14 protein-coding genes are annotated in these 13,446 nt (G+C 62.5%); 13 read left to right on the plus strand and 1 reads right to left on the minus strand.

The window, feature by feature from the left end; genetic code table 11:
• Positions 1-116: 116 nt before the first annotated feature.
• The 8 genes from J3481_RS10635 (at position 117) to J3481_RS10670 (ending at position 7,245) form a co-directional block, all read left to right on the plus strand.
• On the plus strand, positions 117-1,916 hold the full coding sequence (locus J3481_RS10635) for a tetratricopeptide repeat protein (RefSeq protein WP_328702115.1): 1,800 nt from the start codon (positions 117-119) through the stop codon (positions 1,914-1,916).
• A gap of 188 nt (positions 1,917-2,104) precedes the next feature.
• Entirely contained in the window at positions 2,105-2,659 is a 555-nt protein-coding gene (locus tag J3481_RS10640; RefSeq protein ID WP_206832118.1) for an NUDIX domain-containing protein, read from the plus strand.
• A complete protein-coding gene (rapZ, locus tag J3481_RS10645; RefSeq protein ID WP_206832117.1) occupies positions 2,656-3,522 on the plus strand; it encodes an RNase adapter RapZ in 867 nt (288 codons plus the stop codon). Before J3481_RS10640 ends, rapZ begins: the two co-directional genes overlap by 4 nt.
• A 3-nt stretch (positions 3,523-3,525) precedes the next feature.
• The gene (locus tag J3481_RS10650) at positions 3,526-4,692 is read left to right on the plus strand and encodes a gluconeogenesis factor YvcK family protein (RefSeq protein WP_236011554.1); all 1,167 of its coding nucleotides are present in this window, start codon (positions 3,526-3,528) and stop codon (positions 4,690-4,692) included.
• Positions 4,693-4,703: 11 nt separating this feature from the next.
• Positions 4,704-5,693 carry a DNA-binding protein WhiA gene (whiA, locus tag J3481_RS10655; RefSeq protein WP_206832116.1) on the plus strand — a complete coding sequence of 330 codons (990 nt, stop codon included), beginning with the start codon at positions 4,704-4,706 and terminating at the stop codon, positions 5,691-5,693.
• A 67-nt stretch (positions 5,694-5,760) separates the two neighbouring features.
• On the plus strand, positions 5,761-6,027 hold the full coding sequence (locus J3481_RS10660; protein WP_206832136.1) for an HPr family phosphocarrier protein: 267 nt from the start codon (positions 5,761-5,763) through the stop codon (positions 6,025-6,027).
• Between the two features lie 77 nt (positions 6,028-6,104).
• On the plus strand, positions 6,105-6,644 hold the full coding sequence (locus tag J3481_RS10665; RefSeq protein ID WP_206832115.1) for a hypothetical protein: 540 nt from the start codon (positions 6,105-6,107) through the stop codon (positions 6,642-6,644).
• Between the two features lie 85 nt (positions 6,645-6,729).
• Complete coding sequence (locus J3481_RS10670) at positions 6,730-7,245, plus strand: hypothetical protein (RefSeq protein ID WP_012809849.1); 516 nt, start codon at positions 6,730-6,732, stop codon at positions 7,243-7,245.
• Positions 7,246-7,304: 59 nt separating this feature from the next.
• Here the strand turns inward: J3481_RS10670 and J3481_RS10675 are convergent, their stop codons facing one another.
• Positions 7,305-7,520 carry a hypothetical protein gene (locus J3481_RS10675; RefSeq protein ID WP_206832114.1) on the minus strand — a complete coding sequence of 72 codons (216 nt, stop codon included), beginning with the start codon at positions 7,518-7,520 and terminating at the stop codon, positions 7,305-7,307.
• A 52-nt stretch (positions 7,521-7,572) separates the two neighbouring features.
• On the opposite strand from J3481_RS10675, the gene mutY reads away from it, so the two are divergent.
• From mutY to J3481_RS10700, 5 genes are all read left to right on the plus strand, one after another.
• Positions 7,573-8,793: an A/G-specific adenine glycosylase gene (mutY, locus tag J3481_RS10680; protein WP_328702114.1), complete on the plus strand. Its 1,221-nt coding sequence runs from the start codon at positions 7,573-7,575 to the stop codon at positions 8,791-8,793.
• A gap of 6 nt (positions 8,794-8,799) precedes the next feature.
• On the plus strand, positions 8,800-9,453 hold the full coding sequence (locus J3481_RS10685; protein ID WP_206832113.1) for a Bax inhibitor-1/YccA family protein: 654 nt from the start codon (positions 8,800-8,802) through the stop codon (positions 9,451-9,453).
• 172 nt (positions 9,454-9,625) lie between these two features.
• The gene (gene leuS, locus J3481_RS10690) at positions 9,626-12,031 is read left to right on the plus strand and encodes a leucine--tRNA ligase (protein WP_206832112.1); all 2,406 of its coding nucleotides are present in this window, start codon (positions 9,626-9,628) and stop codon (positions 12,029-12,031) included.
• Positions 12,032-12,087: 56 nt separating this feature from the next.
• Positions 12,088-12,786: a FadR/GntR family transcriptional regulator gene (locus J3481_RS10695; RefSeq protein WP_236011556.1), complete on the plus strand. Its 699-nt coding sequence runs from the start codon at positions 12,088-12,090 to the stop codon at positions 12,784-12,786.
• 114 nt (positions 12,787-12,900) lie between these two features.
• Positions 12,901-13,386, plus strand: coding sequence for a hypothetical protein (locus tag J3481_RS10700; protein ID WP_236011557.1), 486 nt, complete (start codon positions 12,901-12,903; stop codon positions 13,384-13,386).
• The last annotated feature ends 60 nt before the right edge of the window (positions 13,387-13,446 follow it).

A 13,446-nucleotide genomic window follows, 5' to 3' on the forward strand; every position in this document is an offset into this window, starting at 1 on the left:
AACATGGACAAATTTCTTGAGGAACTTCGCCATTTCTGGCCCACTGTGCTATACTTTTTCCACCAGTTTCGGGCGTGGTCAGCGCGCTTGCCCGATCTCGCGACGAAGAAGTGCGTGTGCCGTTTTGGGTGGCAAAGGAGGCGCTGCGCAAAGTGCAAATGGACAAACGTCGCCATCGCTACAACCAGGTGGATCGACCCGAGAACGTGATCGCGATGAAGCTGGACGCGTCCTATTTCTTCGAGCGAGGCATGCGCTTCTTGCAGCGGAATGATCTGGCGCGCGCGGTCAAAGCGTTTCGGAGGACCGTCGAATACGAGCCCGACAACCCGGTGAACTACTGCAATCTCGCGGGTGTGCTCGCGGAACTCGGCGACTTCCAGGGTTCCAACGAACTGTTGCACTACGTGCTTGAGCATATGGATCCGCAGATGTCCGAATGTTGGTTCTATCTGGCCAACAACTACGCGAATTTGGGCGATTACGAGGCGGCCGAAGAGCACTTGCTGCGGTATCTCGACATGGATCCCGACGGCGAGTATGCCGCCGAGGCGGAGGAGATGCTGTCCATCCTCATCGACGAGTTCGGCGGCGGGCGCGCGCTGGAACGGAGAAGGCGAGAGGAAGCCAGGGCCGAGACGATGCAGGCGATTCAGGACGGCCGCTATTTTCTTGAGAACGGGCAGTTCGAAGTCGCCGTGGAATGGCTCGAGCAGGTGGTCGAGGCGGATCCATCCCACATCGCCGCGCGAAACAACCTGAGTCTGGCCTACTACTACACGGGGCAATACCACAAGGCGTTGGCGATGGCGGAGAGCGTACTCGAACGCCAACCCGACAACCTGCATGCGCTGTGCAACCGTGCCATTCTGTTGCACCATTTCGGCGACGAGGAGCGCCTGCGGCGCGCGGTGGATCCGTTGCGCAAGGTCGTTCCGCTTCACCCGGACATCGCGATGAAGGTGGCCACCACCCTCGGCTTCGTCGGCCTCCACGCGGAGGCGCTTGCGGCCTTTCGGCGCCTGGCGCGGCTCGTGCCGCCCGATCACCCGATGCTTTTGCACGGCCTTGCCGCCGCGCACGCGAATCTCGGGAACCTCGCCGCCGCCGAATCGCTCTGGCGGCAGCTCTCCCGTCACGAGGACTGCGCGCGCGTCGCGGATTATCACCTGGAGCGGGTGCGTCAGGCGCGTGCGGCGGGGCTCCCATCCCTCCACGTCGCCTATCAGCTGGACGTTCCGGTTGAGATGCAGCTTGCGGAGGTGCGAGATCGCCTGCAGACGTCTTCTCCGGACGAGTGGAAGCGAGATCCGCTCCTGCGGGCATCGCTGTACTGGAGCCTGCGCCACGGCAGCCGGGAAGTGCGCCAGCGGGTGATTCGCGCGCTGGCCGTGGTGGGGGACGAAGACGCGCAACAGGCCCTGAAGTCGTTCCTTGCGCGATCGGATATCGACGCGTCCCTGCAGGAGCAGACGCTCGTCGCGCTGAAGCGGATGGGCGCCAAGGGCATCGTGAAGCTCTGGCGCGCCGCGGGACCGGCGGAGATCCGGCTCGAGGACGTGCGCCACGATCTCATCCTCGATCTGCAGCCGCAGTGGCGCGAGGTCTGGTCGTTGGCGGAGATGTGGCTTCTGTCTCGCGGTCTCCGCTCGCTTGTGAACCGGGCGCGGCGGACTTGGCTCACCTTCTTGTACGACGAGCTCTTCCTCGACCTCCGCAAGCGCATCGTGAAGCCCGAAAGTTGGGCGTCCGGCCTATTGTACGTGGTGCTGCGCTACGCGAACGTGCCCGTCGTGCAGCGCGATCTCGCCGCTCAGTTCGGCGTTTCCGTGTCTTCGCTGAGCAAATGCAGCTCTCGCCTGGAGCAGGTCGTTCTGCGCGCCGGATGGCAGGCGCGGCGGAGCCGCGAAGAATGACGCGCCGAAATGTTCGTCGGTCACGAAATTTTCACCTGGCTGTAACACGGATGAAACATGTGCGGTCTACTCTAAAGGCGTAGCACATTTGACCCCCTTTTGATATAGAGGTTCTTGGGCACTCGGACTCCGAGTGCCGCTTTTTTTGTGTCGAACGCATCCCTGGTATACTTTTGGCGGAGCATGCTATGCTGTTCACAAATGGGGTGGGCGCCTTGCAGGTGATTGTCAATTGTTACGCACCGTTTGCCGGCGGGTTCGTGATGTTGCGCAAACCGCGCCGCGGATGGTGGTACCTGCCGGGCGGCAAGGTCGAACCGGGAGAGTCGTGGCGCATCGCAGCCATGCGCGAGTTCACGGAAGAGACGGGCTTGAACCTCGAGGACGCGGATCTTCGGGGTGTGTACGAAATTCATATTGCCGAGGGGCCCGAGAGCGGCGAGACGCGCCGGATCATCGCGCAGTTTGTCGGCCGAGGGGCCTCGGGGACGCTCCGATCCATCCATCGCGAGGGCACGCTCGCCATCGTGACAAGATCGGACCTTCCGCGCCTGCCCATGGACGAGGGAGACCGCGTGATGCTCCTGCACGCCATCGCGGCGGAAGAGCGAGGCGATGATCGCGTGTTCTTCGGGAGCTTCTCCTACGACGCAGAGCACCACCTGCTTCATCACGAAATGGATCCCGAAGGCTATCCGCTGGAACCGCTGTTTGCGCGCAGCCAAGAGGGGGATGTGCTGTGACCAACCGCTTGCAGGCGATTGTGCTGACGGGCATGTCGGGCGCGGGGAAGTCGACCGCGATGCAGGCGTTCGAAGATTTCGGCTTTTTCTGTGTGGACAATCTGCCCCCCGCGCTCATGCCCCGGCTCATCGACATGGCCGAGCACGCGTCCGGCAAGCTCAGCAAAATGGCGTTCGGTTGCGACCTCCGCGGCGGGGAGCTGTTTGAACCGCTCTTGATGACCGTTCAGGAGATCCGGGATCGCAAGGACGTCACGGTCACGCTCGTGTTTCTGGATGCGGACGACGCGACGCTCGTCAGGCGTTACAAGGCGTCTCGCCGCCGCCATCCCCTGTCGATGGGAGGCCGGTTGCTGGAGAGCATTCAGGCGGAGCGACAGAAACTGGCCGGCGTCCGCCAGGCGGCCGATGTCGTGATCGACACGTCCAACTTGTCGGCCAACCAGCTCAAGCAGGAATTGAGCCGCCGGTTTGTGGAACACGCGATGCGCCTGCCGGTCCATGTCGTGTCGTTCGGGTTCAAGTTTGGCGTGCCGCTCGACGCGGACATGGTGTTCGACGTCCGGTTTCTGCCCAATCCTCACTACATCGATCACCTGCGCCCGTACACGGGCGAGGATGAACCGGTCTACAACTACGTGATGCAGTGGCCGCAGACGCAGGCGTTCCTACAGAAGGCCGAGGATATGCTGGACTTTCTGATCCCGGAGTTTCAGCGCGAGGGAAAGAGCCATCTCGTGATCGGCGTCGGCTGCACGGGCGGCAAGCACCGCTCCGTGGCCGTCGCCAAACATATCGCCGAACACCTGCGCGATCTCGCCGTCGTCGATCTGACGCATCGCGATTTCAGGCGGGAGGACTAGCCCATGCGACAGTGGTGGTTGCTCGCGTGGACCATCGCCTGCTTCGGCATGGGCCTTTTGACGGGCGTGGTGCGGCTGGCGCGCTGGCCGCACGCGGCCGAGATCGGCGTTGCGGTCGTGCTGGCGGCGGTCGTGCTGCTGGCGTTCGGCTGGTGGTCGGATATTCGGCGCCAGCGCCGCCTGCAAAAGTGGCAAGAGCGCAGGCTGAAGATCGTGTGCATTGGCGGCGGAACGGGCCTGTCGACGATTTTGCGGGGGCTCAAGGAGTACGAGGTGGATCTCACCGCGGTCGTCACCGTGGCGGACGATGGCGGAAGTTCCGGGCGGTTGCGGCATGACTTCGCGATGCCGCCGCCGGGCGACATCCGCAACTGCCTGGTGGCGCTGGCGGATACCGAGCCGCTCCTGGAGCGGCTGTTGCAGTTCCGTTTCCCGGCTGGCGAAGGGCTCGAAGGGCACAGCTTTGGGAACTTGTTTCTCGCGGCGATGACACACATCATGGGAGATTTCGAATCCGCGATCCGCGAGACGAGCCGCGTGCTGGCGGTTCGAGGGAAGGTGTTGCCGGCGGTGCGGGAGGACGTGCGGCTTCGGGCCCATCTGGAGGACGGGCGCGTGGTCGAAGGCGAGTCGCGCATTCCGGAGGCGGGCGGCCGCATCGAGCGGCTGGAGCTTGTGCCGGCCGATCTCGAGCCGCTGCCGGACGTGATTGCGGCCATCGAGTCCGCGGACGCGATCGTCGTGGGCCCAGGCAGTCTGTACACGAGCGTCTTGCCGAACCTGCTGGTTCCGGGCATCGCCGACGCGATTGCGTCCAGCCGCGCCCGCAAAATTTACATATGCAACGTGATGACGCAGCGGGGAGAAACGGATGATCTGTCGGCGTCGAGCCACGTGCGCGCCATCTACCGACACGTGGGCCGCCGGCTCTTCGATTACGTGCTGGTCAACGCCGCGCCGCTGCCGGAAGAGGCGTTGCGGCGGTATCAGGAGCAACACAGTTATCCGGTCCGCGTGGACATGGAGGAGCTCCACAAGCTGGGACTGAAGGTCATCGCCCGCGATTTCATTCACTATGCGACGTACGCCCGCCACGACAGCCGGAAGGTGGCCGAGCAGATCGTGAGCCTGCTCGGCTACGAGCGGGACACAAAGCGAGTGACGAGATAGGAGAGAGAAGCATGTCGTTTGCCGCGGAGACCAAAAAGGAATTGACGCAGATCGCCTCGGATCCCGCGGCAACTCGGTACGAGCTCATGGCGGTGTTCGCCCTGAGCGCGTCGTTTCGCCTGAAGGAGGGGGCGGGCGCGCTCGTCATCGAGACCGAGAACGTGGCCACGGCCAGGCGCGTCTATACGTCCATCAAGCAGTTGCTGGGGATTCGCCCGGAAGTCGTGGTGCGGCGCAAGATGCGGCTGAAAAAGAACCACGTGTACACCCTGCGGCTGAGCCGGTTGCAGGCGGAGCAAGCGCTCGCCGAATTGGGGTATGGCGGCGAAATTGCGGAGGGGCCGCTGGCTGCGGCGTGGACCCTGCCGCGAAAGGACGAGGCTCGCAGGGCGTTTCTCCGCGGCGCGTTTCTGGCCGGAGGCTCGGTGAACGCGCCGGGGAGCTCGTCGTATCACCTGGAAATTTACGCACATTCGCGCGATCTCGCGGAGTGGCTCATGCGGTTGATGAACCAGTACGGGCTTCATGCTCGGGTGACGGCTCGGAAAAAGGGTTACATCGTCTATATCAAAGAGGTCGAGAAGATCGTGGAGTTTTTGAGCGTGATCGGCGCGGTGCGCGCTCTGCTTCAGTTTGAGGACCGGCGGATCGTCAAAGGCATGCGAAACCAGGTGAATCGCCTGGTCAACTGTGAAACGGCGAACATGAACAAGACCATTTCTGCGGCGATCCGCCAGTTGGAACATATCCGCCGGATCGAGCGTACCATAGGGCTGGAGAGCCTGCCCGAGCACCTGCGCGAGGCCGCGATGCTCCGCCTTCGATACCCCGAGTCCAATTTGCAGGAATTGAGTGCGGCCATCGGAGGGCGGGTATCCAAATCGGGCTTGAATCACCGGTTCCGCAAACTGGAGGAAATCGCGGATCGGTTGCGAGATCGTTCAAAAAACGGTCACGACGCTGTCGAGAAATCGTCAGAAATGACCCATAAAGAGCCGTGAAACCGCTATCTTCCGCGGCGGACCGAGTGGTATACTGATGATTAATCCTGGGGACTTGGTGATGAAAATGTTTGAAAAAGAGACGATTGTCCGCCTGCGCGGCGGTTTGTTTGCGCGTGCGGCCGCCAAGTTCGTGCAAGAGGCGACGCGCTTCAAGTCGGAAGTGTTTGTGGAGAGGGACGGCAAGACCGTCAATGCCAAGAGCATCATGGGCGTGATGAGCCTGGCCATTCCTTCGGGGCAGCGCGTCATCATTCGGGCGAGCGGCACGGATGAGCAGGCTGCGGTGCAGCAGTTGACGAAGCTCATCGAGTCCGAGGAACTGTTCGTGTAACGTGGCGATATCCGCGCTTGTTCTCCCTTCATGCTCCGGTTCATACGATCCACCGTGGAGAACCGGAGGTGTGGCAGATGGCGCGGAGGATGCGTCTCGGCAACAGGCGCCGGGCGCCTGTCTGGCTGGTGATTGCCGCCGCAGTGGCAATTTTCCTCACGGTCTACGAAGGTTACCGCGTGCTGATGCCCTTCGTTGCGCGAGATCCCCTGTATCACGAGGTCAACTTCGGACAGCCTGTGATCGACAACTGGCAGTACGAAGGCGAAAACGAGGAGGGCTACCTCCTCTTTTACAATCCGGCGAACGGCGATCGCGCCATGCTTCCGCCCCAGAGCAGGCTGTTTGGCGCCGATGGAAAGTGGGTCGTGATCGAGCACGCCGATGCCGCGTCCCTGACCTACGCGGAGCCGTTGGAGGCCGCTCCTTGGTATGTCTATCTCCTGTTGTTGGCGGCGTTTGGGGGCTCGGGCTGGTGGGCGTACAGGCGGATTCGGGCTCGACGCGGACGGCGGATGCGCACATGGTCGTCCCGCCGCCGGGATCCGCGCGCACCGCTGAAGGCCGGCGGCCCGAAACGGCGTTTCAAGGCTCGGCGCGGCTCTCGCCCGTCGTGACGCCCTTCCTCTGGCTTTGTGATTTACGCAACTCATGGTAGTCTATATGGAAAGCGGATCTTACGAACAGGCAGGAGGGGCGTTTGTGGCGCTACGAGAGGGCCGCGTTCAACAAATTCACAAGCGCGAAGAACGCGGAATCGACCGCTCGAATGAGCCTTTCGTGATCGAAAAGCTCGTTCGCAGACCTGGTTTGGTGGTCGTGCAGCGCCCCGCATTCGAACAGGGATACACCAATCACCTGCGCGAGATCTATCCGCAGTGGGGGATCGCGGTCAGCACGTGCATGGACAAGGGTGTCCCGGTCAAGCACCCGCGCTTGCGGTTTGACCATTATGTCGATCTCGTCAAGGTGTGGGAAGACCAGGAATATATCTATGTGGAAGACATGTACGTCGACGTGCTTCTGTACGAGCGGTCGTACTACCATATCATCGACCTCGAGGAGTTCGGCCAAGCCATTTTCTCGAGGCAGATGAGCCTGGCTGAGGCGAGGCGCGTGCTCGACAACACGCAGCGGTTTGTGGACAGTTTCAAGCGCAGCCGTCTTTCCTACCAGGTCTGGAAACACAAATACGGCGTTCATCGCCGCTATCCGTGAGCTCTTCGCGGTGCCGTCTCAAAGAGGCCCGCGGCCCCGAAGGGCCGGGCCCGACAGGTTCATTGGCGGATCTCGTCCATCATCTGCTCCGCGAGTTCCTGTGCGCCGTTCGGCATCTGGTTTTTGTGTTGCATTTGACGCATAGCCTCCCAGGCCGCAATCCCCACGCTCGCGCCGATGAGCAGTGCGGTCATGGTGCCCATCCCGCCATTTCGCCGCCGCCAGTTCATTCTGCTTCGCGCCATCCCGTTCATCGCGTTCATCATGTTCCACATGGCCAGCCACCTCCCCATGCGTATTGTTCTCTGCTGAGGCGGCCGGTATGAGGTGAACGCGTTCCAGCGCAGGCGCGATTGGGAAGGAGCGTCGTCCAAACAAGTGGAAGAAAGCTTGGCAGCTTTCGCACATACACTAGAAGCGTGGTACAACCAGGCAAGTCGCGATCTCCCCTGGCGCCGCACGACCGATCCCTACGCCATCCTGGTCAGTGAGACGATGCTCCAGCAGACCCGCGTGGAGACCGTCATCCCGTATTACCACCGGTTCATGGAGCGCTTTCCGACGCCTCTGCACCTGGCCGACGCCGCGATGGACGATGTGCTCAAGATGTGGGAGGGCCTCGGATACTATCGCCGTGCGCGCAACCTCAAGGCGGCCATGGAGGTGGTGCGTGATCGACATGGGGGCCGGATTCCGGATCATCCCGAAGCGCTGAGGGCGCTTCCGGGGATTGGACCTTACACGCTCGGAGCGGTGCTGAGCATCGCGTTCAATCGGCCCTATCCGGCCGTGGACGGCAACGTGCTTCGCGTCATGTCGAGGTACCGCGCGGTGGAGGAGGCCATCGATCTGCCGCAAGTGAAGCGGAGGATTGAGGCCGATGTCGCGGAGACATTGAAGCATGGCACGCCGCGCCTCCTCACGCAGGCGCTGATGGAACTCGGCGCCCTCGTCTGCGTGCCTAAAAACCCGCGATGCCTCGAGTGCCCCGTGTCTTCGACCTGCGCGGCGCGCGCCCGCGGTTTGACGGCCGTGCTGCCCAAGCGTCTGCCCAAGCGTTCGCGGCGACGCCAGACCGTCGTGGCCTTGTGGATCACGCGCGAAGGGAAGTTTTGGGCCGAACGCCGCCCTGAAGGCGGGCTTCTCGGCGGGATGTGGCAGTTGCCGGCCGTGGAGCTGGACGATCCGTCCGCTCCCTTAGAGGAGTACGCGCTCGCACGTTTGGCGGAGCTTCGATATGGGCATGCCATACAGGGAGACGAGGTGCGGGAGCCGGAACCGGTGGCTTTCGAGCGCGTCTGCGAGGCTTCGCACGCGTTCACGCACCTGGACTGGACGGTTGTCGTGTTTGCGCCGGTCGGATATGATCATGTTGGAGGCCCACCTGTCGAGATTCATCCGATCCATGAAGGAGCGTGGGTGGATTTCGAGGAGATTTCGAACTTCGTGTGGCCTAAAGTATATCAGGAGGTTTTACGCCAATTGATTGCCGGAAATGACAAGCAGTTGTCGCTGTTTCCCTTGAACGGTGCATCTCGCTGGAGGTGATGATGGATGCAACAAACCTACACGATTACGCAAAACAAAATCCTGTCGCGCGTCTTTCTGGGCCTGTGCGTCTCCTTGGTCACGGCCGGGATCGGCGTGGTGGTCGGCACGCGGCTGCCCTACGGACTGACGCCCATCCTGTGGCTCGTCGAGCTCGGGATGATCGTCTACGCCATGTTCCGGCAGTACACGCGCGCCATTGGCTATCCGTTTGTGTTCACCTTCACGTTCATCTCGGGTATGACGCTTTCGTACGCGCTGATGGCGTATGCGTCGGCCTTCGGCATGGGGCTCGTCCTCAAGGCGTTGGCCGTGACGGCGGGCGCGTTCCTCGTCGCTTCGTTCGTCGCGTCGCGCACGTCGATGGACTTCTCGTTCCTCGGCGGGTTCCTGATGATCGGCACGCTGGCGCTGCTGTTGATGGGCCTGGTGGCGATGTTCACGGGCTTCTCGTCGGCGGCGAGCCTGATCTACGCGTACCTCGGCGTCGCCATCTTCATTGGGTACGTGCTGTTTGACGTCAACCGCCTGGCGCAGTACGGCGTCGCGGAGCAGCACGTGCCGTGGATGGTCCTCTCGCTGTACCTCGACTTCATCAACCTGTTCCTGTTCATCCTGCGGCTCATGGGCATCATGAGCGGCGGAAATGATCGCCGATGATCGGCCGGATGAGGCAACGGGGCGCGTAAGCGCCCCTTCTTTTTGGTGCGAAAGGGATGGGGCGAAAAGGCGGAAGTGGCATTCCGCGCCCTGGGCGTCCTATAATACGGGACGAGAGTCTGTATGAGCGGACGGCGGCACGGCCGCAACCGACGGCACAGGAGGACAACTGATGGAATATCATCCACAGCAAATCGAACAGAAATGGAAAGCCAGGTGGCGGGAACAGAACGCCCATAAGGCCGACGGGAAGAGCGGGAAGCCGAAGTATTATTGCCTGGACATGTTCCCGTACCCGTCCGGGAGCGGTCTGCACGTCGGGCATTGGCGCGGTTACACCATCTCCGACGTGTGGAGCCGGTACAAAAAGCTGCACGGCTATGAAATTCTCCACCCCATGGGCTGGGACGCGTTCGGCCTGCCGGCCGAGAACTACGCCATTCAAAACGGGATCCATCCTCGGATCGCCACCGAGCAAAACATCGCGAACTTCAAACGTCAGTTGGAAGAGATCGGTGCGATGTACGACTGGGATCGCGAGGTGAACACCACCGACCCGTCGTTCTACAAGTGGACCCAGTACTTCTTTGTCAAAATGTTTGAGCGGGGTCTCGCCTATCGGAAGAAGATGCCCATCAACTGGTGCCCCAGCTGCAAGACCGGCCTGGCCAACGAAGAGGTGGTCGACGGCTGCTGCGAGCGGTGCGGGGCGCCCGTCACTCGCCGCGAGATGGAGCAGTGGATGCTCAGGATCACCGAGTACGCGGATCGGCTGTTGAACGATCTGGACAAGCTCGATTGGCCGGAGCACGTGAAGCGCATGCAGCGCGCGTGGATCGGCCGCAGCGAGGGCGCTCGCATCCGCTTCCGCTTGGTCGATCACGACGCCGAGATCGAGGTGTTCTCCACGCGGCCGGACACCATTTTCGGCGCCACCTACATGGTGCTCGCGCCGGAGCACCCGCTCGTGGCCGAGATCACCGCGCCGGAGCGCAAGGCGGAGGTCGAGGCGTACGTTGAACAGGCGCTCCGCAAGTCGAACATTGAGCGCCAGGTCGTGGACAAGACGAAGACCGGGGTGTTCACCGGAGCCTACGTTCAGCATCCGCTGATGGACAAGCGGCTTCCGGTGTGGATCGCCGACTACGTCCTCATGGACTATGGCACAGGCGCCATCATGGCCGTGCCGGCTCACGACGATCGCGACTATGAGTTCGCGAAGCAGTTCGGCCTCGAGATTGTCGAAGTGGTGCGGCCTCGAGAGGGCGCGGCGGAACTCCCGTTCACCGGCGACGGCGTGCTGGTCCATTCCGGGCCGCTCGACGGTTTGTCGGTCGAAGAGGCGAAGAAGCGCGCCATCGAACTGATGGCGGAGAAGGGACAGGCCGAACCGGCGGTGTCGTATCGCCTGCGCGATTGGGTGTTTGCGCGCCAGCGCTATTGGGGCGAACCGATTCCGATTGTCTATTGCGCCCAGTGCGGAACGGTGCCGGTGCCGGAAGACCAGCTGCCGGTGCTTCTGCCCGACGTGGAGCGCTACGAGCCCACGGGCACCGGTGAGTCGCCGCTTGCCGCCATCGAGTCGTTCGTCAACACCACCTGTCCAAAGTGTGGCGGCCCCGCCAAGCGAGAGACCGACACGATGCCGCAGTGGGCCGGATCGTGCTGGTACTTCCTGCGCTATGCGGATCCGCACAACGACAAGGAGCCGTTCTCGCGCGAGGCCGTCAATTACTGGCTGCCCGTCGACATGTACATCGGCGGCGTGGAGCACGCGGTGCTTCACCTGCTGTACTCCCGCTTTTACGTGAAGTTCATCTACGATCTCGGCCTGATCGACTTCGACGAGCCGTTCAAGCGCCTGTTCACGCAGGGCATGATCACGCTGAACGGAGCGAAGATGTCGAAGTCGAAGGGCAACGTCGTCAACCCAGACGACATCATCGCGCGGCACGGCGTGGACGCGCTCCGCATGTATGAGATGTTCGTCGGCCCGCCGGAGGAAGAGGCGGAGTGGAGCACCAACGGGCTCGAGGGCGTCGCGCGCTTCCTGGGGCGCGTGTACCGGTTGTACGCTCAGCACGTCGATAAGCTCGTGCCTGAGCGGCCGTCTTTGACCAGGCTCCGGCATCGGTTTGTCGCGACGCTCACCGAACGCATGGAGAGCTTCCGGCTCAACACGGCCGTCAGCGCGTTCATGGAGTACGTGAACCAGCTCCAGCAGGAGGCGAAGGACGGGCTCGATCGCGCCACGCTGGAGACGCTCGCCATCGCCATCTCGCCGTTCACGCCCCATTTGGGCGAGGAGTTGTGGGAAATGCTCGGCCACAAGGAGTCGGTGTTCGAGCAATCCTGGCCAACGTACGATGAGGCGTGGTTGCGGGACGATGAGGTCGAGATCGCCGTGCAGGTGAACGGGCGCGTGCGCGGCCGCCTCACCGTTCCGGCCGACATCGCGGCCGAAGACGCCATCGCTCGCGCGAAGGGTTTGCCCGAAATCGCCGAATGGATCGAGGGCAAACAGGTCGTCAAAGAAGTGTTCGTCCCCGGGCGGATCGTCAACCTGGTGGTGAAGTGACGGCGGCGTCGGGCGAACGCGAGCGCGCTCGCCCGGCCCGAAGGGGGAGGCGCGTCATGCGCGACGCTTCGCGCAAACTGTATATGGAGATCGCGGAGGAGATTCGCAGGCAGATCGAGGAGGGCGTGTTTCGCCCCGGCGATCGCCTGCCGACGCTGCAGGAGCTCGCGGATCGGTTCGGCGTAAGCCGTGCGACGGTCCGCGAGGCCCTGAGCGCCCTGCGCGGGCAGGGGCTCGTCGAGTTTCGCCACGGCATGGGAACCTACGTGCGGACCGCGTCCGTGGAGATGTGGATGCAGCCGCTCGACGCCGCCATTCTCCTGAGTTACGACAACGTGCGCGATCTCGTCGAACTGCAGACGGCCGTGCTAGCGCAGATCGCATACCGGGCTGCCGCCCATCGCATGGAGTCCGATTATTCTGCGCTGTCGCACGCGCTCTTTGAGCTCGAGGCCTCCCCTCGCCGAGGCGAACATCGCATCGCCAGCGAATTGAAATTTTTCAGCGTGCTCGCTGAACTGGCCGGCAATCGGCTGCTCGAGAATGCGCTGCGGGTGTTGCAGGAAGCGCTGCGATCGAGCCTGCGTGTGCTGAATCCGAAGCTCGATCTCGGCGTGCGGGCCTGCCGATCGATTTACAATGCGGTGCAGACGGGCAGACCGATGGACGCCCGCGACGCCGTGTACGCCTACGGCGAGGCGATTCTGAAGGCCGTCGAAGAGAAGAAGGGCAAAGGCCGAACCGCCACGATGTAAGGTTCCTTTGCCGAGCTATGTGTGATATACTGTGAATGTAAGCGCTATCAGAACGGGATTGTGGAGATCTCAGGATGAGATAGACGGGTTTGGTCTGCTGAACGAGGTGTGGTGATGGGCATGAAGCGCAGAAGCAGGGAGATTCAGCGGACGAATGAAAGGTTGATTCACGTGGGGCACAAGTTGTTGATGGTCGCCTGCACCGAAGCGGATCGATGGTTTGTGGATCGCGCGTTGGCAGCGGGGTTGGACGTTCGTCTGCTCGTCTGTTTCGAGGATGTCCAGCACAAGTTGCGGGCTTGGTATCCCGATCGGGTGCTCGTCGTGTCCGCGCATAAGGCGAGCGTGACCGAGGCTGTGCGCGCGGAAGCATTCGACGCCGCGCTGGTCTGCGAGCTGGGCGATCCGATTCGGACCGCGCTCGTGGTGCAGGCGCTGCGCGACGCGAGTGTCCCCCGGGTGATGGTGATTTCCCGCCAATCCGCGCGGGCACCGCTCTACCTGAGATCCGGTGCGCACGACGTGCTGTGCGCAGACGATAGAGATCACCTTTGGGCCGCGTTTGTGAACGGCATGAGCGTTCAAGAACCGGCTTCTTGAGCGGACAGCAAGCGGACAAAAGAGGACGACTCCATTCGCCGTGCCGATGTGCGCGGCGAA

It is taken from the genome of Alicyclobacillus fructus, assembly GCF_017329605.1.
In the GTDB taxonomy this organism is placed as follows: Bacteria; Bacillota; Bacilli; order Alicyclobacillales; family Alicyclobacillaceae; genus Alicyclobacillus; species Alicyclobacillus fructus.

Excerpts from the sequence above, each read along its gene's own strand:
- J3481_RS10665 (WP_206832115.1), top strand. The coding sequence starts at position 6,105 with ATGGCGCGGAGGATGCGTCTCGGCAACAGGCGCCGGGCGCCTGTCTGG.
- J3481_RS10685 (WP_206832113.1), top strand. The coding sequence starts at position 8,800 with ATGCAACAAACCTACACGATTACGCAAAACAAAATCCTGTCGCGCGTC.
- J3481_RS10650 (WP_236011554.1), top strand. The coding sequence starts at position 3,526 with ATGCGACAGTGGTGGTTGCTCGCGTGGACCATCGCCTGCTTCGGCATG.
- J3481_RS10695 (WP_236011556.1), top strand. The coding sequence starts at position 12,088 with ATGCGCGACGCTTCGCGCAAACTGTATATGGAGATCGCGGAGGAGATT.
- J3481_RS10700 (WP_236011557.1), top strand. The coding sequence starts at position 12,901 with ATGGGCATGAAGCGCAGAAGCAGGGAGATTCAGCGGACGAATGAAAGG.
- J3481_RS10640 (WP_206832118.1), top strand. The coding sequence starts at position 2,105 with ATGCTGTTCACAAATGGGGTGGGCGCCTTGCAGGTGATTGTCAATTGT.
- J3481_RS10675 (WP_206832114.1), bottom strand. The coding sequence starts at position 7,520 with ATGTGGAACATGATGAACGCGATGAACGGGATGGCGCGAAGCAGAATG.
- J3481_RS10660 (WP_206832136.1), top strand. The coding sequence starts at position 5,761 with ATGTTTGAAAAAGAGACGATTGTCCGCCTGCGCGGCGGTTTGTTTGCG.
- whiA (WP_206832116.1), top strand. The coding sequence starts at position 4,704 with ATGTCGTTTGCCGCGGAGACCAAAAAGGAATTGACGCAGATCGCCTCG.
- leuS (WP_206832112.1), top strand. The coding sequence starts at position 9,626 with ATGGAATATCATCCACAGCAAATCGAACAGAAATGGAAAGCCAGGTGG.